The sequence below is a fragment of the Nocardia anocheti genome (genome assembly GCF_029675105.1).
Classification (GTDB): domain Bacteria; phylum Actinomycetota; class Actinomycetes; order Mycobacteriales; family Mycobacteriaceae; genus Nocardia.
The window spans coordinates 402,564-421,971 of sequence record NZ_JAQQFV010000007.1; the positions used below are offsets into that span (position 1 = coordinate 402,564).

15 protein-coding genes are annotated in these 19,408 nt (G+C 71.2%); 8 read left to right on the top strand and 7 right to left on the bottom strand.

The genetic code is table 11. From position 1 onward, the window contains the following. The first annotated feature begins 6 nt into the window (after window positions 1-6). The gene (locus QC180_RS20890) at window positions 7-1,200 is read left to right on the top strand and encodes a cation:proton antiporter (protein ID WP_278264465.1); all 1,194 of its coding nucleotides are present in this window, start codon (window positions 7-9) and stop codon (window positions 1,198-1,200) included. Window positions 1,201-1,250: 50 nt separating this feature from the next. Here the strand turns inward: QC180_RS20890 and QC180_RS20895 are convergent, their stop codons facing one another. Further along, window positions 1,251-1,904 (bottom strand): response regulator, encoded by a 654-nt coding sequence (locus QC180_RS20895; RefSeq protein WP_278264466.1) that lies wholly within the window; start codon window positions 1,902-1,904, stop codon window positions 1,251-1,253. Next, a complete protein-coding gene (locus tag QC180_RS20900) occupies window positions 1,901-2,920 on the bottom strand; it encodes a sensor histidine kinase (protein ID WP_278264467.1) in 1,020 nt (339 codons plus the stop codon). The genes QC180_RS20895 and QC180_RS20900 overlap by 4 nt, the downstream gene beginning before the upstream one ends. Before the next feature lie 176 nt (window positions 2,921-3,096). On the opposite strand from QC180_RS20900, the gene QC180_RS20905 reads away from it, so the two are divergent. From QC180_RS20905 to QC180_RS20915, 3 genes are read left to right on the top strand one after another with little or no spacing between them, the layout of a single operon-like run. Next, window positions 3,097-3,372, top strand: coding sequence for a cation:proton antiporter regulatory subunit (locus tag QC180_RS20905; protein ID WP_278264468.1), 276 nt, complete (start codon window positions 3,097-3,099; stop codon window positions 3,370-3,372). Between the two features lie 29 nt (window positions 3,373-3,401). Further along, a complete protein-coding gene (locus QC180_RS20910) occupies window positions 3,402-3,860 on the top strand; it encodes a CBS domain-containing protein (protein ID WP_278264469.1) in 459 nt (152 codons plus the stop codon). 12 nt (window positions 3,861-3,872) lie between these two features. Then, window positions 3,873-5,156 carry an ArsB/NhaD family transporter gene (locus QC180_RS20915; RefSeq protein WP_278264470.1) on the top strand — a complete coding sequence of 428 codons (1,284 nt, stop codon included), beginning with the start codon at window positions 3,873-3,875 and terminating at the stop codon, window positions 5,154-5,156. Here the strand turns inward: QC180_RS20915 and hutG are convergent. Continuing rightward, the gene (gene hutG / locus QC180_RS20920; RefSeq protein ID WP_278264471.1) at window positions 5,147-6,082 is read right to left on the bottom strand and encodes a formimidoylglutamase; all 936 of its coding nucleotides are present in this window, start codon (window positions 6,080-6,082) and stop codon (window positions 5,147-5,149) included. The two genes, QC180_RS20915 and hutG, sit on opposite strands and share 10 nt — an antisense overlap. Window positions 6,083-6,089: 7 nt before the next feature. Next, entirely contained in the window at window positions 6,090-7,265 is a 1,176-nt protein-coding gene (hutI, locus tag QC180_RS20925; RefSeq protein ID WP_278264472.1) for an imidazolonepropionase, read from the bottom strand. Window positions 7,266-7,750: 485 nt separating this feature from the next. On the opposite strand from hutI, the gene hutH reads away from it, so the two are divergent. Continuing rightward, window positions 7,751-9,307, top strand: a complete 1,557-nt coding sequence (hutH, locus tag QC180_RS20930) for a histidine ammonia-lyase (protein ID WP_278264473.1) — start codon at window positions 7,751-7,753, stop codon at window positions 9,305-9,307. 98 nt (window positions 9,308-9,405) lie between these two features. On the opposite strand, the gene helR is transcribed toward hutH, so the two are convergent. Beyond that, complete coding sequence (helR, locus tag QC180_RS20935) at window positions 9,406-11,595, bottom strand: RNA polymerase recycling motor ATPase HelR (protein WP_278264474.1); 2,190 nt, start codon at window positions 11,593-11,595, stop codon at window positions 9,406-9,408. Window positions 11,596-11,633: 38 nt separating this feature from the next. Further along, complete coding sequence (locus QC180_RS20940) at window positions 11,634-12,839, bottom strand: glycosyltransferase (protein WP_278264475.1); 1,206 nt, start codon at window positions 12,837-12,839, stop codon at window positions 11,634-11,636. A 258-nt stretch (window positions 12,840-13,097) separates the two neighbouring features. On the opposite strand from QC180_RS20940, the gene QC180_RS20945 reads away from it, so the two are divergent. After that, window positions 13,098-14,645, top strand: a complete 1,548-nt coding sequence (locus QC180_RS20945) for an acyl-CoA carboxylase subunit beta (RefSeq protein ID WP_278264476.1) — start codon at window positions 13,098-13,100, stop codon at window positions 14,643-14,645. 5 nt (window positions 14,646-14,650) lie between these two features. Here QC180_RS20945 and hutU read toward each other — a convergent pair whose 3' ends face one another. Next, window positions 14,651-16,327 carry a urocanate hydratase gene (gene hutU / locus QC180_RS20950; protein ID WP_278264477.1) on the bottom strand — a complete coding sequence of 559 codons (1,677 nt, stop codon included), beginning with the start codon at window positions 16,325-16,327 and terminating at the stop codon, window positions 14,651-14,653. A gap of 749 nt (window positions 16,328-17,076) precedes the next feature. Here hutU and QC180_RS20955 point away from each other — a divergent pair. Beyond that, entirely contained in the window at window positions 17,077-18,114 is a 1,038-nt protein-coding gene (locus QC180_RS20955; RefSeq protein WP_278264478.1) for a polyprenyl synthetase family protein, read from the top strand. Beyond that, window positions 18,111-19,379: a hypothetical protein gene (locus tag QC180_RS20960; RefSeq protein ID WP_278264479.1), complete on the top strand. Its 1,269-nt coding sequence runs from the start codon at window positions 18,111-18,113 to the stop codon at window positions 19,377-19,379. The genes QC180_RS20955 and QC180_RS20960 overlap by 4 nt, the downstream gene beginning before the upstream one ends. The last annotated feature ends 29 nt before the right edge of the window (window positions 19,380-19,408 follow it).

A 19,408-nucleotide genomic window follows, 5' to 3' on the forward strand; every position in this document is an offset into this window, starting at 1 on the left:
GTGCAGATGAGTGGAACAACGCTGGCATTGATCCAGCTGGGGGCAGTGTTCTTCGGATTGGGTGTGCTGGGCCGCATCGCGGCGCGTATCGGCCTCTCACCCATTCCGCTCTATCTGATCGGTGGCCTGGTCTTCGGCACCGGCGGACTCATCGAGCTGCACGAGGTGGAGGACTTCATCCACCTGGCCAGCGAGATCGGTGTGGTCCTGCTGCTGTTGCTGCTCGGGCTCGAATACACCGCCGGTGAACTCGTCACCGGCATGCGCAAATCCTGGCCAGCGGGCCTGCTCGACCTGGTACTCAACGCGACACCCGGCGTGATCGTGGCGCTCATGCTCGGCCTCGGGCCGACCGGCGCGATCGCCATGGCCGGTGTCACCTACATCTCCTCCTCCGGCATCGTCGCCAAGGTGCTCAACGACCTGGGCCGCCTGGGCAACCGCGAGACGCCGACCATCCTGTCGATCTTGGTGTTCGAGGATCTGGCGATGGCGGTGTACCTGCCGGTGCTCACCGCCGTGCTCGCCGGTGTCGGCTTCGTCGCCGGGCTCACCACAGTGGGGATCGCGCTGGTCGCGGTGACCGTGGTGCTCGTGGTGGCGCTGCGCTACGGCAAGTACGTCTCGGCGATCGTGGCCAGCGAGGACCGGGAGATCTTCCTGCTCAAGCTGCTCGGCTCGGCGCTGCTGGTGGCGGGTATCGCCTCGGCGGTGCAGGTCTCCGCGGCGGTCGGCGCCTTCCTGCTCGGTATCGCGATCTCGGATTCGACCGCGCACGACGCGACCAAGATCCTCGAACCGCTGCGCGATCTGTTCGCGGCGATGTTCTTCGTGCTCTTCGGCCTGAGCACCGATCCGGCGAGTATCCCGCCGGTGCTGGGCTGGGCGATCCTGCTGGCCGTGGTCACCACCGCGACCAAGATCGCCACCGGCTGGTGGGCGGCCAAACGCGCCGGTGCCTCGCAGTTGGGCCGGGCCCGCGCGGGTACCGCGCTGGTCGCGCGCGGTGAGTTCTCGATCGTCATCGCCGGTCTGGCGGTGGCCGCGGGCGCGGTGCCCGACGAGTTCGCCGCGCTGGCCACCACCTATGTGCTGCTGATGGCGGTGATCGGTCCGATCGGCGCGCGCGTCGTGGAACCGGTCATGCGGATGCTCGTCGGCCGCAAGCAGGCCGTGCCGGTGGACCCCGTCTCCGAGTGAGACCCGTTCGTGGCCCCCGCGGCATGCCGCCGCGGGGGCTTTCGGCGTTCTCACGGCTCGATCAATCCGGCGCGGATCGCGTAGCGAGTCAGGTCGAGGCGGTCGCGTAGACCCAGTTTCTGCAGGATGTTGGCGCGATGCCGGTCGACGGTCTTGACACTGATCACCAGCTCCCCGGCGATCTCACGCGCGGAGTAGCCCTCGGCGATGAGCTTGAGCACCTCCTCCTCGCGCGGGGTCAGAATGGTCTCGGGCAGCGTGGAACCCTGGCGGGCCAGTTGCAGGTAGTCGCGGACGAGCGCGGTGACCGCGCCGGGATAGAGGAACGACTCGCCACGCATCGTCGCCCGGCACGCCTCGATGAGATCGCGGTCGGCCACCGACTTGAGCACATAGCCCGAGGCGCCCGCCTTCAGTGACTCGAAGAAGTACTGCTCGTTGTCGTACATCGACAGCATGAGGATGCGCACCGACTGGTGGGTCCGGGTGATCTCGCGGGCGGCCTGGATGCCGGTCATCCTCGGCATGGCGATATCGAGGATGACCAGGTCGATCTCGTCGTCGGCGAGCGCGGTGACCGCGTCGAACCCGTTGGCGGCCTCGGCGACGACGAGCAGGTCGGGCTCGTTGTCCAGGATCATCCGCAGGCCGCTGCGCACCAGCGCGTGGTCGTCGGCCAGCAGGATCCGGGTGGGGGTGTTCACGCGGGCACCTCCTCGCGGCGCGCGGCCACCGGGATGACCAGTTCCACCGCGGTGCCGCCCGAGGCGGGGGAGGTGATGGTCAGGGTGGCGTCGATGAGCATGGCGCGCTCGCGCATCCCCCGGATGCCCGCGCCGTCCTCCACGGCACCGCCGCGTCCGTTGTCGGTCACCTGCAGGATCACGCAGTCCTCTCTGGGTTCGATCACCAGGGTCACGTCGTCGGCGCCCGCGTGGCGCAGCACATTGGTCAGGCTCTCCTGCGCCACCCGGTAGCAGACCAGCTCGATGTCGGGGTCGAGTCGGCTCAGCGCCGGGTCCACCTCGCGCCGCACGGAAATGCCCGCCGAGCGGGTGAATTCGTGACACAGCGCGGTGATCGCGCTGGGTAGTCCGAGGTCCTCGAGCACGTCGGGGCGCAGTCGTGAGGCGATGCCGCGCACCTCGTCGAGGCAGCCGCGCACCGTCTCCTGAGCCGCCTCGACCTCCTCGCGCAGTCCGGTGGGTGCCCGGTCGACGACGCGTTTGAGCCGCAGCAGCGCCACCGTCAGACTCTGGCCGATCTCGTCGTGCAGCTCGCGGGCGATGCGTCGGCGCTCGCCCTCCTGCGCGGCCAGCGCGGTGCCACCGGCCACCGAGCGTTCGGATTCGAGCCGGTCGAGCATGGCGTTGAAGGTCTCGATGAGCTGGTGGAAATCGCCGCTGGCCGGGCGGTCGACGCGGGCCGCGCGGCGCGGCGGATCGACCCGGCGCATGGAGGCCACCAGCTCGTTGAGCGGGGCCAGGCTGGTGCGCAACGCGACGGCGTTGGCGGTGAGGATCACCGCCAGTCCGATGACCAGCACCGGGACCTCGGTCAGCCGCAGCCGGGCCGAGACGGTGGCGGGCGAGAACGCCAGGACCAGCGTGCCGAGGGTGAAGATGACGCCGTTGAGCAGGCAGATGCGCCAGAACAACGCCGTCACCGGCGTGCTGATTCGCTGCTCACGTCCTGCTCGCAGCGCTGCGAGACGGTTCATGCCACCAGCATGCTGGCGCCACTCCTTTCTGTCCATGGGGCGCCACACCCATCACCGCGGCCGATCCGGGCGCGCGGGCCGCGCACAAATGGGTGTCACGGCCGATGGTGGGTCCGCGCGCGCCGATCGAGACTCGATGCAGACGCAATCGACCGTGCCAGGAAGGACCGCTGGGGATGGACATCGACCGGACGACGATCCCAGGGGCTGGCGTGCTGCACAGCTTCCGCACCCGTGGTGGCGCCCGATTCGCCCTGCTCACCGAGGCGGCGGGGGCCCGCAGGCTGCTCGGCTACACCGCGGGCAGTGACGAACCCACGGTCGACATCGCCTTGGAGCCCGACGAGGCCGACCAGGTCGCCGAGCTCATGCACAGCAGCCCGCTCGGCGACCGGCTCGCCCGCCTCGAGCAGCGGCTGGACCTGCTGACCGGGAAGCGAGCCCACCCTTGAGCACTGTCGAATCCCCACGGAGCCACGCCATGCGCGCACGCGATATCGCGATGAATCTGCCGACCGTCCGCACCTCCGACCCGGTCGCGCGGGCGGTGCGCTTGATGGTGGTCAACCGGCTGCCGGGCCTGATCGTCGTCGACGAGGCGGACCGGCCGGTCGCGGTGTTGCCCGGCACCCAGGTGCTGCGCCTGGCCATCCCGGCCTCCTATCACGACGATCCGACGCTGGTGCGCACCATCGACGAGGTGCACGCCGACCTGTTCTGGCAGGAACCCGGCAGCCTGACCGTCGGGGACTGTCTGCCCGACGGCGCGATCAAACCGGCCACCGTCACCCCCGACGCGACCCTGCTCGAGATCGCGATCCTGATGGCCCGCAAGCACAGTCCGCTCATCGCCGTGGTCGACCGTTCGCGCACCCTGCGCGGCGCGATCACCCTGGAACGGCTGCTGACGAGCCTGGCCGTCGTCGGCCCCGGCGACTGAGGGTTCGGGCCGATGGCCGCAGCCCTCGCCGTGCTGATCTTCGTGGTGGCCTTCTTCTTCATCGCCACGGAGAAAGCCGACAAGGTCAAGACCGTCCTGATCGCCGCGGGCCTGATGGCCGTGCTGGGCCTGATCCCCGGCGAGGACGTCTTCTTCTCGCCCCACGAGGGCATCGACTGGAACGTCATCTTCCTGCTGCTCGGGATGATGATCATCGTCGGCGTCATCAAACAGACCGGCCTGTTCGACTATCTGGCCATCTGGTCGGCCAAACGCTCCAGGGGCAATCCGTATCGGCTGATGGTGATGCTCATGCTCATCACCGCGATCGCCTCGCCCTTCCTCGACAATGTCACCATCATCATGCTGGTGGCCCCGGTGACCCTGGTGGTGTGCCGCAGGCTCGGCATCGCCGCGCAGCCGTTCATCATCGCCGAGGTGCTGGCCTCCAATATCGGCGGCGCGGCCACCCTGATCGGCGATCCGCCCAACATCATCATCGCCAGTCGCGCTGGCCTGACCTTCAACGACTTCCTGGTGCACATGACGCCGATCGTGGTGATCACCTTCGTGCTGTTCGTGGCGTTGACGCGGGTGCTGTTCCGCTCGGCGCTGAGCACCGATCCCGGTTCGGTCGAAGCGGTCATGGCGCTGCAGGAGCGTCGCGCCATCCGCGACCCGAAACTGCTGGTGCGCTCGCTGATCGTGCTCACCGGCGTGGTGATCGGATTCTGCCTGCACAGCGTGGTGCACGTGGCGCCGTCGGTGATCGCGCTGGTCGGCGCGGGGGTGATGGTGCTGGTCTCGCGGCTGGATCTCGGGGACATCCTGCAGGAGGTGGAGTGGCCGACGCTGGTCTTCTTCATGGGTCTGTTCGTGATGGTCGCCGGTCTCGTGCACACCGGGGTGATCTCCGCGATCGGCAATGCCGCGACCGATCTGGTGGGGGACAACTTCTTCGCCGCGGCGACCGCGCTGGTCTTCGGCTCGGCCATCCTAGGCGCCTTCGTCGACAACATCCCCTACACCGCGACCATGGCGCCGGTGGTGGAGGACCTCGTCGCGGGTGCCCCGGACCCGGCCACCGGCCAGTCATTGTGGTGGGCCTTCGCCCTCGGCGCCGACTTCGGCGGCAACGGCACGGCGGTGGCGGCCAGCGCGAACGTGGTGGCTCTCGGCATCGCGGCGCGGGCGGGGCAGAAGATCACCTTCTGGCAGTTCACCAAGTACGGCGCCCTGGTCACCCTGCTCAGCAGCACGATCGCGTGGATCTACGTGTGGGTCCGCTACTTCTGAGGCGGGCCGGGTACGTGCCGGGTGACCAGGCGGTGCGCCAGCCGGGCCGCGGTGCGGGCGGTGCGGGCGTCGGGATCGAGGCCGGGGTTCAGTTCGGCGATATCGGTGACCGCGAGCAGCCCGCTGGCGGTCACCCGATCGCAGACCGCCTGCACCACGGGCAGTCCGACACCGAACGCGGCCGGGGCGCTCACCCCGGGCGCGACGGCGGCGGGAAGCACGTCGAGGTCGATGGTGAGATACAGCAGATCGATCCTGGCCAGGAACTCGGTGACGAAGGCGTCGACCCGGGCGGGCTCGGCGCAGTCGTCGTCGAGGAGGTAGCGCGCGCCGAACCGGTCGGCGGTGGCGAACAGCGCGGCGGTATTACTCGGCTGGCTGACGCCGAGCACCGCGTAGCGCACGTCGGCATCGGCCTCGAGGATCTGTCGGAAGGGGGTGCCCGAGCTGGCGATCGGGTCGGGACGCAGATCGAAATGCGCGTCCAGGTTGAGGATGCCCAGGACGCTGCCGGGGGCGCGTCGGGTAGACCCGGCCAGACCGAGGTAGGTGCCGACGGCGACCTCGTGCCCGCCGCCGAACACCACCGGAAACTCTCCGGCGTCGAGCAGGGCCGTCACCGTCGTGCCGAGCCGCCGCTGTCCGTCCTCCAGGCGCCCGTCGGTCACCGTGATCGTGCCCGCGTCGTAGGCGCGCAGGGGCGCGGGGAGCGCCATCGGCGCGAGAGCCCGGCGCAGTGCGTCGGGGCCCTGGGCCGCGCCGGGCCGTCCCGTGTTGCGGCGCACCCCTTCGTCACTGGCGAAACCCACGAACACGCAGGCCCCCGGCTCGCCACCGGGGACGTACGGCGCGACCACCTGGTGCCAGCGCAGCTGCTCGGGGTCGGTGCCGTCGACGCGGCCGGTCCAGATCTCCTCGGAGTTCACGCGACCCTCAGTTCGTCACGACGAGTGTGCCGCCACGCCACACCCGGCTGATCAACGGGACACCGGGACGGTAGGCCAGGTGCAGGTGGGAGGGCGCGTCCAGGGCGATCGCGTCGGCCCTGGCGCCGGGGGAGAGCACGCCGATATCGGTGCGGCGTAAGGCTTTCGCGCCGCCCGCCGTCGCGGACCAGACGGCCTCGTCCGGCGTCATCCGCAGCTCCCGCACTGCCAGCGCGAGACAGAAGGGCAGGTTCGTCGTGTAGCTGGTGCCCGGATTGCAGTCCGCGCCCAGGGCGACGGTGACGCCCGCGTCGAGCAGGGCGCGCGCGTCGGGATAGCGGTTGCGCGTGCAGAAGTCGGCGCCGGGCAGCAGGGTGGCGACGGTGTCGCCGCCCGCGAGGGCGTCGAGGTCGGCGGCCTCGACGTGCACCACGTGATCCACCGACGCCGCGCCCAGTTCCACCGCCAGCCGCACACCCGGACCGTGGTGCAGCTGATTGCCGTGCACGCGCGGCACCAGCCCGTGCGCGATCCCGGCGGTGAGCACGGCGCGGGACTGGTCCGCGTCGAAGGCGCCGCGCTCGCAGAAGACATCGATCCAGCGCGCGTGCGGCGCGCACTCCGGGACCATCTGTTCGACCACCATCGCGACGTAGTCGTCGGCGCGTCCGGCGTACTCCGGGGGCGGGACGTGCGCGGCGAGCAGCGTCACCTCGTCGGTGACCGTGCCCGCGATCCGCACCGCGCGGAGTTCGTCGGCCACGGTCTGCCCGTAGCCGCTCTTGCACTCCACGGTGGTGCTGCCCGCGCGCAGCGACTCCGCCAGCAGCCGCCGCAGATTCGCGGCCAGTTCGTCGTCACTCGCGGCCCTGGTCGCGGCGATGGTGGTGCGGATGCCCCCGGCGCCGTAGGGCCGCCCGGCCATGCGCGCGGCGAACTCCTCGGCGCGGTCCCCGGCGAACACCAGGTGCGCGTGGGATTCCACGAAACCCGGCAGGACCGCGCGCCCGTCGAGCGCGATCCCGGTGTCGGCGGCCGGAGCGGCGGCGCTGTCCCCGACCCACACCACCCGCTCGCCGTCGAAGACCACCGCCGCGTCGTGACGCAGCCCGAGCGGCCCGTCGCCGAGCGCGGGATCATTGGTGACCAGGCTGCCGATCTCGGTCAACACGATGGTGGACACGGATCCTCCTCGCGACGGGATGCGCCCCGGACCGGGCCGCCGAGCGCTACTGTGCGCCTGCACACACAGGTTTAGCCGAACCGAGCGAGCAGCACGCGGACACGCGCCGCACCGGACCGCGCAGATCGGCGACGGTCCAGGGTGTAGCGCGACCGCCCTTGGCCCGCTGGGCACCCCGCGAGCGGGTACTTCCGCACCCGACTGTGGGCCGCTGGGCAGAACGTGAACGGGTGGGTCTCATGCCTGACCGTGGGCGCGTTGGTAGCTGCGCGAGCAGGTGGTTTCGTGCCTGTCCACGGGCGTGCTCGGCAGCCTGCGAACGAGTGGTTTCGCGCCCGACTGTGGGTGCGCTGGATAGTCCGTGAGCGGGGTGCGTTCGCGACCTACTGTGGGCCTACTGGACAGCCTGCGGGCGGGAGCTTTCGCGGCCGACCGTGAGCCCGCTCCGCGGCGGCGGGTGCGTTCGAGTCGAGAGGAGAAGCGTCGTGAGCAGCGATCCGAACACCGCGCCGGTCGTGGTGGGGACCGGTCCGGTGACACCCGCCGAGGTCGTGCGGGTGGCGCGCGAGGGAGCCGCGGTGCGGTTGTCGGGCGAGGCGCTGACCGCCATCGCGGCCAGTCGTGCCCGCGTTGAGGAGCTCGCCGCCGACCCGCGACCGGTCTACGGCGTGTCCACCGGCTTCGGCGCGCTCGCCGTCCGGCACATCCCGCCCGAGCTGCGCACCCGGTTGCAGCGGGGTCTGGTGCGCTCGCACGCCGCGGGGTCCGGCGCCGAGGTGGAACGGGAGGTGGTGCGGGCGATGATGCTGTTGCGCCTGTCGACCTTGGCCACCGGGCACACGGGGGTGCGGCCCGTGGTGGCCGAGACCTACGCGGCGCTGCTGTCGGCGGGGATCACCCCCGTGGTGCCCGAGTACGGCAGTCTCGGCTGTTCCGGTGACCTCGCGCCGCTGGCCCATGTCGCCATGGCGGTCATGGGGGAGGGCACCGTCCGCGATGCCGAGGGGGTCGCGCTGCCCGCGGCGGCGGCACTGGAGGCGGCGGGCATCGCGCCGGTCGAACTCGCCGAGAAGGAAGGTCTGGCGCTGATCAACGGCACCGACGGGATGCTCGGCATGCTGGTGCTGGCCTGCCACGACCTGCGCGCACTGTTGCGTCTGGCCGACGTCACCGCGGCCATGAGCGTGGAGGGCCTGCTCGGCACCGACAAGGTCTTCGCCGCCGACCTCCAGGCCCTGCGCCCGCACCCCGGCCAGGCCGTCGCCGCCGCGAATATGACGCGCCTGCTGGCGGATTCGCCGATCGTGGCCAGCCACGCGACCCCGGACTGCACCGTCGTCCAGGACGCCTACTCCCTGCGCTGCGCCCCGCAGGTCGCCGGTGCCGCCCGCGACACCCTCGACCACGTCGAACGCGTCGCGGGCCGCGAACTGGCCGCCGCCGTGGACAATCCGGTGGTCACCCTCGACGGGCGGGTCGAGTCCAACGGCAACTTCCACGGCGCCCCGATCGCCTACGCGCTCGACTTCCTGGCCATCGTCACCGCCGACCTGGCGAGCATCAGCGAGCGCCGCACCGACCGCTTCCTCGACCGCGCCCGCAACCACGGCCTGCCCCCGTTCCTGGCCGACGACCCCGGCGTCGACAGCGGCCACATGATCGCCCAATACACCCAGGCCGCCCTCGTCACGGAACTCAAGCGCCTGGCCGCCCCCGCATCGGTCGACTCCATCCCCTCCTCGGCCATGCAGGAGGACCACGTCTCGATGGGCTGGTCGGCCGCCCGCAAACTCCGCCGCGCCCTCGACGGCCTCACCCGCGTCCTGGCCATCGAAGCCCTCACCGCCGCCCGCGGCCTCGACCTGCGCACCCCCCTCACCCCGGCCCCCGCCACCGCCGCCGTCATCGCGACCCTGCGCACCCGAATCCCCGGCCCCGGCCCCGACCGCCACCTCGCCCCGGAAATCGAGGCCGCCGTCGCCCTCGCCGCCTCCGGCGCCCTCGTAGCAGCCGCGGAATCGGTCACCGGCCCCCTCGGCTGACCGCCGAGCCTTTGCCGAGACTTGGCGTCGCGGCCGAATCCGAGACGGTCGGCCCCGGCTGACGACAGCGGCGCCGGTGTTGTGGCCGGGTCCATGGCCTACGCGGGTGCCCCCGCCGACGACCCGATCTCGACCAGCCCACGCAACACCTCCGGCAACGGCCCTTCGTGCAGGACCCCCAACCGCTGCGTCGCCCGGGTCAGCGCGACATACAACTCCGCCGCACCACGCGGCCCGTCGAGAATGATCCGCTCCGGATCGACCACCAGCACCGCGTCGTACTCCAAGCCCTTGGTCTCCGACGCCGGAACAGTCCCCGGCACGCCCACCGGGCCGATCACCACGCTGGTGCCCTCCCGCTCCGCCTCGGCGCGCTCGAATTCCGCGATGGCCCCGGGCAGTTCGGCCGACGTCACCGCGCGCGACCATGGCGCGACACCGCAGGCGCGCACCGACTCCGGCGGCCGCACCTCGGGCGCGAACTCGGCCAGCACGGCCGCCGCCACCGCCATGATCTCCGCCGGAGTCCGGTAGTTCACCGACAGCGGCCGGTACACCCAGCGGCCGGGCACGTACGGCGCGAGCATCGCGTCCCACGACGTGGCACCCGCCGCGGACCGGCGCTGGGCCAGATCGCCGACGATGGTGAACGATTTGCCGGGGCAGCGGCGCATGAGCACCCGCCAGTCCATGGCCGAGAGTTCCTGCGCCTCGTCGACCACGATGTGACGGTAGGTCCAGTCCCGGTCGGCGGCGGCGCGTTCGGCCAGCTCCCTGGTGTCGCGTTCGACGAATCGTTCGGCCAGGTCCTCGCCGAAGAGCATGTCCTGGGCGAAGAGGTGGTCCTCGTCGTCCATCATGTCCTCGCGCTTGACCATGTTCTCCAGCACCGCCGCCGCGTAGGCCGCCTGCTCCTTCGCCTCCTTCTCGGCGCTCCGGTCGACCGGCTGATGCGGGCCGAGTAGATCGATCAGCTCGTCGAGCAACGGCACATCCGACACCGTCCACGCCGTACCGTCGGCCCGCGCCAGCGCCGGGTCGGCCCCGGCCGCGGCCCGCCGCCGCGCGCAGGTGTACAGCTCGCCCAGCACGGTCTCCGGCGTCAGGATCGGCCACAGCTCGTCCATCGCGGCGGTGAAGGCGGGGGTGTCGGCGAGTTCGGTCAACAGGTCGGTGCGGACCTGTTCCCACGCGTCGCGGTCGGAGCGGCGCAGCCAGCCCTTGCCGATCCGACCGATCGCGCGCTCGGTGAGCGCCCAGGTGAGCACCTCGAGGAAGGTGGCGCGGGCCTGATTGTGCGGGTGCCCGGTCGCGCGGGCCTCGTCGCGGGCCCACTCGGTGATCGCCGCGTCGATACGCACGGTCACGTCGGCCAGTTCGATCGAGATCGGCTCGGCGGGCAACCGCTGACGGTCCGCCACCGCCGCCGCGAGCACCGGCAGGATCGACAACGACCCCTTGACCCGCGTCGCGTCGGGGGAGTCCTCGGCGGTGACTTCCAGCCCGGGCAGCAGCCCACCGGCGGTCGTGAACACCACATTCGTCTCACCCAGCGACGGCAGCACCCGCGAGATATGGTGCAGGAACGCCGGATTCGGCCCCACCACCAGCACGCCCTGACGTTCCATCCGCTCGCGCTGGGTGTAGAGCAGATAGGCCACCCGGTGCAGCGCCACCACGGTCTTGCCGGTGCCCGGACCACCCTCGATGACCAGCACGCCGGGATGATCGAGCCGGATGATCTCGTCCTGCTCGGCCTGGATCGTGGCGACGATGTCGCGCATCCCCTCCCCGCGCGGGGCATTCACCGCCGCCAACAGCGCCGCGTCCCCGCGTTCCCCGTCGGCGGGCCTGCCCAGCACCTCGTCGGTGAAGCCGACCACCCGCCTGCCCCGAGAATGGAACTGGCGGCGCCTGCGCATGTTCTCCGGGCTGGCGGCGGTGGCGACATAGAAGGGGCGCGCGGCCGGTGCCCGCCAGTCCAGCAGCAGCGGCTCGAAATCGTTCGCCTCGTCGAACAGACCGATCCGGCCGATGTAGGAGTGCTCGCCGGTGACGGCGTCGAGGCGGCCGAAACACAACCCGTTGTCGGCGATATCGAGCCGCTTGGCCTCCTTGGCCAGCGCGCGGACCTCGAACTCACGTTCCATCGGTGACCCACCGTCCCCGCGCAACGCGGTGGTGTAACGGTCACGGACCCGCGCGCGCTCGGCGTCGAGCCGCGCGTAGAGCCCGTCCACGTATCCCCGCTCGGACCGTAGTTCGTCGTCGTACTCGTGCCTGGACATGTGCTCCTCGGTGTCGATGGTCGAAGGATGGGGTCGGGTCACGCCGTCAGCAGCAGCCGCGCCGCGACGGCGACACCGTCGGTGCGGATGAGCCCGGCGACCTCGCGGGCGCGCCGCGCGGTGTCGGGGGACAGGGCCGTGCGCAGCGCGGTGGTCAGCGAGTCGACGGTCGGTGCCGCGCCCGCGTGCGCCACCCCGATACCGAGCTCCGCCACCCGGCCCGCCCAATACGGCTGATCGGCCAGCTGCGGCACCACCACCTGCGGTGCGCCCGCCCTGGTCGCGGTCGTGGTGGTGCCCTGTCCGCCGTGATGCACCACGGCGGCGACCCGGGTGAACAGCTCCTGCTGGTTCACCTCGCCGACGACGAAGCAGTCGTCGTCGGTGCCCTCGGCCGACAACTCCGCCCAGCCGCGCGCCAGCACCACCCGCCTGCCCAGTGCCCGCGCCGTCGTGAGCGCCACCTCGGCGACATCGGTCGACCCGTGCAGCGCCATGCTGCCGAACCCCACGTACACCGGCGGCGCCCCCGCCGCCAGGAACTCCACCAGCTCCGGCGCCAGCGGTCGGGTGTCGGGCAGCAGCCACGACCCGGTCTGCACCACCGCCAACCCGGGCGCCCCGGTCCACGGATCCAGCGTCGGATCGGTGGCCAGCCACGGCCGCCGCCCGACCACGTAGTCGCGCACCCCGACGACCGGCGCCATCCCGGCCGCCGCCCGATGCGTGTTCAACGCCGCCGCGAACAACTCGTCGGCATGGCGCGCGTCGAGCTCCCACAGCGCGGCCGTGTCGGTGACCTCCGGCGGAAACGGCTTACCCCGATACGCCAGCGGTCCGCGCCGCGCCGAGGGCAGCGTGAGCTGCTGGAAGGTCACCGACACCGAGCGCACGCCGTGACGCTCGGCCACCGAGAGGGCACCGGCCGCCGCGGGCATCGCCCCGGTCGCCACCAGCAGATCGGCGTCGCGGGTCACCGCGTCCACCGCCTCGAACTGCGCCCCGATGATCTGCGCGGCCCGCTCCGGGATCGACACCGAGGCGGGCGGTGCCTGGGTCAGCTCGCGCGCCGACGGCCCGACCGGCACCATCGCCACCCCCGCGCCCGCCAGCAGCGCCGCGAAATCCTCGTCCGGCGGCGCGCACACCACCACCTCGGCGCCGTGCTCGCGCAGCCGCACCGCCAGCCCCACCAGGGGTTCCACATCGCCGCGCGACCCGAACGTCGACAACACCACACGCATGATCCACACCTCCACCTCGGCCCGGTTCCAGGCCGAGGCGACGATTGTGCAGCATCCCCGGGGCCTTGCCGCAAGCCCCGGTATGCGCTATATATTGAAAGTGGAAAGGAGCGTATTTCTCCTGTTCCACCCCCTCCGCTCCCGCGTCGTCTCGGGAAAAACCCGCTTTCACCTCGTCGCGTCGGCCGTGACCACCCCGCCGACCGGGCTATGGTGCGCTGGCACCGCACCCCGCGTACGAGTCGGAAGGATGCATCCGTGGAGACCACGACAGCCGCGAAACTCGAACTGCTGCACCGGAACCTGGCCGCCGCGCGCGAGCCCTCGGGGCCCGTCGGCGTGGCGAAACGGGCGATCAAGGGCATTCCCTCGCCCCGCGAGCGCATCGATATGCTGCTCGACCCCGGCAGTTTTCTCGAAATCGGCGCGCTGGTACGGCAACCCGCCGTCGCCGCCGCGCTCTACGGCGACGGCGTGGTCACCGGACGCGGGACCGTCGAGGGCCGACCGGTCGTCGTGATCGCCCACGACCAAACGGTTTTCGGTGGCTCGGTCGGAGAGATGTTCGGGCGCAAGGTCTCCGCGGCCATGGACGCCGCCGCCGACATCGGCTGCCCCTTCGTCGCGATCAACGACTCCGGCGGCGCGCGCGTGCAGGACGCGGTCACCTCGCTGGCCTGGTACGCGGCCATGAGCCGCAAACAGTTGCGGCTGTCCGGTGTGGTGCCGCAGGTCTCGCTGATGCTGGGCAAGTGCGCGGCGGGCGCGGTGTACTCACCGATCAACACCGATGTGCTCATCGCGACCGAGTCGGCCTACATGTTCGTCACCGGACCGGAGATCATTCGCGAGACCACCGGCGAGGAGGTCACCCTCGACGAACTCGGCGGCGCGTTCCGCCAAGCCGAGCGTGGCAACATCCACCACGTCGCCCCGGACGAGGCCAGCGCCTTCGCCTGGGCCAGAAGCTATCTGGGGTACATGCCGTCGAGCTGCTTCGAACAGCCGCCGGTGGTCAACCCCGGCCTGGAACCCGAACTCACCGACGCCGACCGCGAACTCGACACGCTGATCCCGGATTCCGACCGGGCGGGCTACGACATGTACGACGTGCTGTTGCGGATCTTCGACGACGGCGAGTTCCACGAGATGGGCGAGAACGCGGCCCGCAACCTGATCACCGGCTTCGCCCGGGTCGACGGCCGCAGCGTCGGCGTGGTCGCCAACCAGCCGCTGGTCGCCAGCGGCGCCATCGACGCGCGCGCCTCGGACAAGGCCGCCCACTTCATCCGGCTCTGCGACGCCTTCGGCCTGCCGCTGGTCTTCGTCGTCGACACCCCCGGTGTGCTGCCCGGCGTGGAGGAGGAGAGGATCGGCGTCATCAAGCGCGGCGGCCGGTTCTTCTACGCCGTGGTCGAGGCGACCGTGCCCATCGTCACCGTGGTCGTGCGCAAGGCCTACGGCGGCGGGTACGCGGTGATGGGCTGCAAACAGCTCGGCGGTGACGTGAACCTGGCCTGGCCCACCGCGCGCATCGCGGTGATGGGCGCCGAGGCGGCTGTCGGCCTGACCCAGCGCCGGGTCATCGACGCGACCCCGGAGGCCGAGCGGCCCGCGCTGCGTCAGCAGATGGTGGACTTCTACAACGCCACCATCGCCACCCCGTGGACCGCCGCCGAACGCGGTTACATCGACGCTGTCATCGAGCCCTCGGCCACCCGCCGCGAGATCCGCAAGGCCCTGCACCTGTTGCGCGACAAGACCGTGCGCCACGGCCCCCGCAAGCACCGGCTGATGCCGCTGTAGCGGGGTCAGCGCTCCCACATCGGGATACGCACGCCGCGCTCGCGGGCGACCTCGGCGGCGTGCTCGTAGCCCGCGTCGACGTGCCGCATCACCCCCGAACCCGGATCGTTGGTGAGGACCCGCTCGAGTTTGCGGGCGGCCAGCGCGGTGCCGTCGGCGATACAGACCTGCCCGGCGTGCAGCGACCGGCCCATCCCCACCCCGCCGCCGTGGTGGATCGACACCCACGACGCACCGGAGGCGGTGTTGAGCAGGGCGTTGAGCAGCGGCCAGTCGGCGACGGCGTCGGACCCGTCGGCCATCGCCTCGGTCTCGCGGTAGGGCGAGGCGACCGATCCGGCGTCGAGGTGGTCGCGGCCGATGGCCACCGGCGCCGACAGCTCGCCCGCGGCGACCATCTCGTTGAACCGCAGCCCGGCGCGGTGGCGTTCGCCGTAGCCGAGCCAGCAGATGCGCGCGGGCAGACCCTCGAAGCGCACCTTCTCCCCGGCCAAGGTGAGCCAGCGTCGCAGGTGCTCGTCGCCGGGGAACAGGTCCAGGATCGCGCGGTCGGTGGCGGCGATGTCGGCCGGATCGCCCGAGAGCGCCACCCAGCGGAACGGCCCGCGCCCCTCCTCGAACAGCGGCCGGATATAGGCGGGCACGAAGCCGGGGAAGGCGAAGGCCCGGTCGTAGCCGCCCTTGCGGGCCTCGTCGCGGATGGAGTTGCCGTAGTCGAACACCTGCGCGCCCCGGTCCAGGAACCCGACCATCGCCGCGACGTGCGCCGCCATCGACGCCCGCGCCTCGTCGGTGAACCAGACCGGGTCCTTCTCGGCCAGACGATGCCAGTCCTCGAGCGCGACGCCGCGCGGGAGATAGGACAGCGGGTCGTGCGCGGAGGTCTGGTCGGTGACGATATCGATCGGCGCGTCCAGGGCCAGCAGGCGCGGGAACACCTCGGCCGCATTGCCCACCACGCCGATCGACAGGGCCCGCCGTGCGTCGCGGGCCGTGATCGCCAGCGCGAGCGCCTGTTCCAGTGATTCCGCCGCCGTGTCGAGGTAGCCGTGCGCGATCCGGCGCTCGATCCGCGCCGGGTCGCAGTCCACGCACAGCGCGACGCCCTCGTTCATGGTGATCGCCAACGGTTGCGCGCCGCCCATCCCGCCGACCCCCGCGGTGAGGGTGATGGTGCCCGCCAGGGTGCCGCCGAAACTCTTGCGCGCCACCGCGCCGAAGGTCTCGTAGGTGCCCTGCAGGATGCCCTGGCTACCGATGTAGATCCAGGAACCGGCCGTCATCTGGCCGTACATCATCAGACCCAGGTGCTCGAGGCGGCGGAACTCCTCCCAGGTGGCCCAGTCGCCGACCAGATTCGAGTTGGCCAGCAGGACTCGCGGCGCCCATTCGTTCGTGCGGAACACCCCGACCGGTTTGCCCGACTGCACCAGCAGGGTCTCGTCGGATTCGAGGGTCTCGAGGGTGCGCACGATGGCGTCGAAGGAGGGCCAGTCGCGGGCGGCGCGGCCGGTGCCGCCGTAGACGACCAGGTCGTCGGGGCGTTCGGCGACCTCGGGGTCGAGATTGTTCAGCAGCAAGCGCAACGCGCCCTCCTGCTGCCAGCCGCGCGTGCGCAGCCGCGGGCCGCGCGGGGCGGAGACCGGTCGTGGACCGGATGCGGGCGGGACGGCAGCGGCCATGAGTGCCCTCTTGGGCGGCGAGTGTGGTCGGGGTCACAATGCACCGGATGGGGGCATGGTCCTGCGTGGGCGAGGGGGTGTCAAGCGTGGTCGGGGGTGTCCGCGTGGCGGTCGAACGGGCGACGTTACAGACGTGTCCGAAATGTCTACTGCCCCAGTGGATCTCGAGCGTTGTGACGCTGCTCACTGTAACGGAAGCGAATCTCCGCCCTGTTCTGGGAAATGTGCCAAACCGCTCGGCGGGCGTGTTCGGGAGATCTCCCAATGGTGCCGTCTCGGTTCGCGTCGGCGGGCATGGAGTGCTATTTGTTTGGTTACCGGCGAGTAGAGCCGTGCTGGCCACAATGTCGTGGCGCCCACACCCTCGGTAGCCACCGACCCCTGTCCCCGCGAACGCGTTGTGCGCGTTCATCGTCCGTTCATCACCGGGCACGTCGTGTCGTGCCACCCTGCGCTGCCGCATGCGAAAAACGTTGCGCCGCAAGGTTTCTCGAGCTCATCGAGTTGACATACGTCCATTTACGACTACGGTCTGTCACAACAAATGCGTGAAACTCGTTGTAACACTTGACGATTGGATGCCTCGCTACGATACTTTCGGCACCTTGCGGCGACCGAGAACCTCCGGCCCGGCAGCAACGAGATGTCGATACCCGGTGACGACTCCGCCCCCTCCCTCCCTCGACTCCGGTCCTTCGGCCGGGGTGCCCCCGACTGCCGTCGTGACCACACCAAAGGAGTTCAGCGCTATGGACAATCACGCGCTACCGTCCGAACCCCGGGAGCACTCGGGCGAGCAGGTGGCGGTCATCGCGAGACCGTCACCGCGGGATCAGCTACCCCTGGTCACCGCCCGGTTGCGCGAAATCCTGCTCACCGGTGCGGATTTCGACGCCATCTACCAGCACGTCCTGGCCGCGCCGGGCAAGCGGGTGCGTGCCCGCCTGGTGCTGGCCAGCGCGGGACTGCTGCCCGAGGCGGGGGAGGCCGCCACCTCGCTGGCCGACGCGGTCGACCTGGCCTGTGCGATGGAGATGTTCCACGAGTCCTCGCTGATCCACGACGACATCTGTGACGGTTCCCTGCTGCGCCGCGGCGCCCCCTCGGTGCCCGCCGCCTTCGGGGTGCGGATCTCGGCCAGGGCCGGATTCCACTTGGCGGGCGCGGGCCTGCAGGTCGTCGCCCGGGTGCTGGCCGACAACCCGGTGGTCTTCGCCGGAGTCGGGCAGGCCCCCGGCATCACCTACGCCGACCGGCTCTCGGACCTGTCCTACGGCCAGCTCATCGAGACATTGCCGCCCGCGGTCGACCAGGCCGCGCTGCGCCGCCACTACGAGATGGTGGCCGCCGCCAAGACCGGCACCCTGTTCCGCCTGTCCTGTTCCTACGGCGGTACCGCCGGTGGTGTGGAGATCGAGCGCCTGCACGCGCTCATGGAGTACGCCGACCAGCTCGCGATGGCCTTCCAGATCATGGACGACGTCCGCGACATCGAGGGCGGGCCCGCGCTGGGCAAGGACGCGGGCGGCGACCTGGCACGACGGGTGCCGACCTGGCCGGTCATCGAATGGCTCGGCCTGCGCCCCGGCGCCGAGCGGCTGTGGCTCGACCCCGAGACCTCGGCCACCGCCCTCCAGGACGACCTGGTCGACAGCGGCGCCACCCAGGCCGCCCGCTCGGTGGCGATCTCCGCCGTCGAGACCGCGAGCAAGGCACTCGAGGTGTTCCCCCCGTCCCCCGCGCGCGAGGACCTGCGCGAACTCCTGCAGGAGGTGATCTCGCGATGAGCGGGACCCGAGTGGGCACACTGATCCGCGGGCTGCGCACGCTGCGCCGCGCCCCCGACATCGCCGCGTTGCGCGCGGCCGCCACCCCCGCCGAACTGGCCCGGCTCGCCCTGATTCCGGCCGGTCGCAACCTCGGCATCTCCGTGGGCTTCCTGCCCGCCCACCAGCGCGACGAGGCCACCGCGGCCCTGCTCGCCTGCCGCGTGCTCGACGCCTACGAGGACCTCGCCGACCGCGACACCGCCGCCGAGGCGGTCCGCGCGGCCGCCGACTACCTGGTCGGACGCAGCAGCACCGCCCCCGAGACGCTGCCCACCGTGGCCACCGAGGCCCGCGACAGCGAGGCGGTCGACCGGGTGCTGGCCGCCCGCATCGCCGACATCAAGGCGCTGATCACCGCGCTCTCGGCCGACGGGCGCGCCCGGGTGGCCAGCGTGCTGGTGGACATCGCCGACGTGATGGCCCGCAATATCGAGTCCCCGATCGCGCGCACCGCCTACGGCGAGGGCGTGCTCGGCCGGGTCACCCACTACGCGTGCACGTTGGTCGCCGACGGCGTGCTGCCCGAGGACGACCTACGCGAGCTCACCGGCTGCGTGGCCGTCATCGCGCAGTCGGCCAACGACCTGCGCGACAACGAGTTCGAGATCTACGGCGTGGCCGACCGTGAGGAACTGACCCGCACGGTGATGCTGCAGCTGCTCACCCCCGCGCTGGGCGGCTTCGCGCTGCTGGCCCGGCTGGGCCCCGGCACGCCGAGCCGGGGCGCCCGCGCGGCCATGGCCTACATGACCATCACCACCAACGCCTTCCTGTGCAAGGTCGTCGGGGCACCGGCGCCCTACCGGCGCCCGGTCCTCGCGGCCGCGGCCGCCGCCAGCTCGCCGGTCTACTGGACCAGGATGCTCGAGCGGGTGCGCCGCACCGCCGACGGCGCGATCCACCAGATGCTCGACGCCGCGCCCGAATTCGCCGACGGCGCGAGCCGGGGGACCGGGGTGCTCGCCGCGGCCGACCCGGCGGGCGGACAGACCTCGCTGGTACCGCTGATCGTGGACACCACCTTCGCGCTCGTGCGGACCCTGCCCGAGGAGCCGCTGACCGGCGAACTGCCCGACGCCGAGATCCGCACCATGATGATCGCCGATCACCTGGCCTTCGGCGCCATGGAACGGGTGCCCTCCCATCAGCCCGAGGCCATGCTCGCGCTCGCCTCGCGCCTCCAGCTCGCCGCCCTCGCCCCCAGTCCCGGAGCAACTCGATGAGGAACTCGATCATGAGCACTGTCACCACT

Excerpts from the sequence above, each read along its gene's own strand:
- QC180_RS20890 (WP_278264465.1), top strand. The coding sequence starts at position 7 with ATGAGTGGAACAACGCTGGCATTGATCCAGCTGGGGGCAGTGTTCTTC.
- QC180_RS20940 (WP_278264475.1), bottom strand. The coding sequence starts at position 12,839 with ATGCGTGTGGTGTTGTCGACGTTCGGGTCGCGCGGCGATGTGGAACCC.
- QC180_RS20960 (WP_278264479.1), top strand. The coding sequence starts at position 18,111 with ATGAGCGGGACCCGAGTGGGCACACTGATCCGCGGGCTGCGCACGCTG.
- QC180_RS20955 (WP_278264478.1), top strand. The coding sequence starts at position 17,077 with ATGGACAATCACGCGCTACCGTCCGAACCCCGGGAGCACTCGGGCGAG.
- QC180_RS20900 (WP_278264467.1), bottom strand. The coding sequence starts at position 2,920 with ATGAACCGTCTCGCAGCGCTGCGAGCAGGACGTGAGCAGCGAATCAGC.
- QC180_RS20915 (WP_278264470.1), top strand. The coding sequence starts at position 3,873 with ATGGCCGCAGCCCTCGCCGTGCTGATCTTCGTGGTGGCCTTCTTCTTC.
- hutU (WP_278264477.1), bottom strand. The coding sequence starts at position 16,327 with ATGGCCGCTGCCGTCCCGCCCGCATCCGGTCCACGACCGGTCTCCGCC.
- QC180_RS20905 (WP_278264468.1), top strand. The coding sequence starts at position 3,097 with ATGGACATCGACCGGACGACGATCCCAGGGGCTGGCGTGCTGCACAGC.
- helR (WP_278264474.1), bottom strand. The coding sequence starts at position 11,595 with ATGTCCAGGCACGAGTACGACGACGAACTACGGTCCGAGCGGGGATAC.
- QC180_RS20910 (WP_278264469.1), top strand. The coding sequence starts at position 3,402 with ATGCGCGCACGCGATATCGCGATGAATCTGCCGACCGTCCGCACCTCC.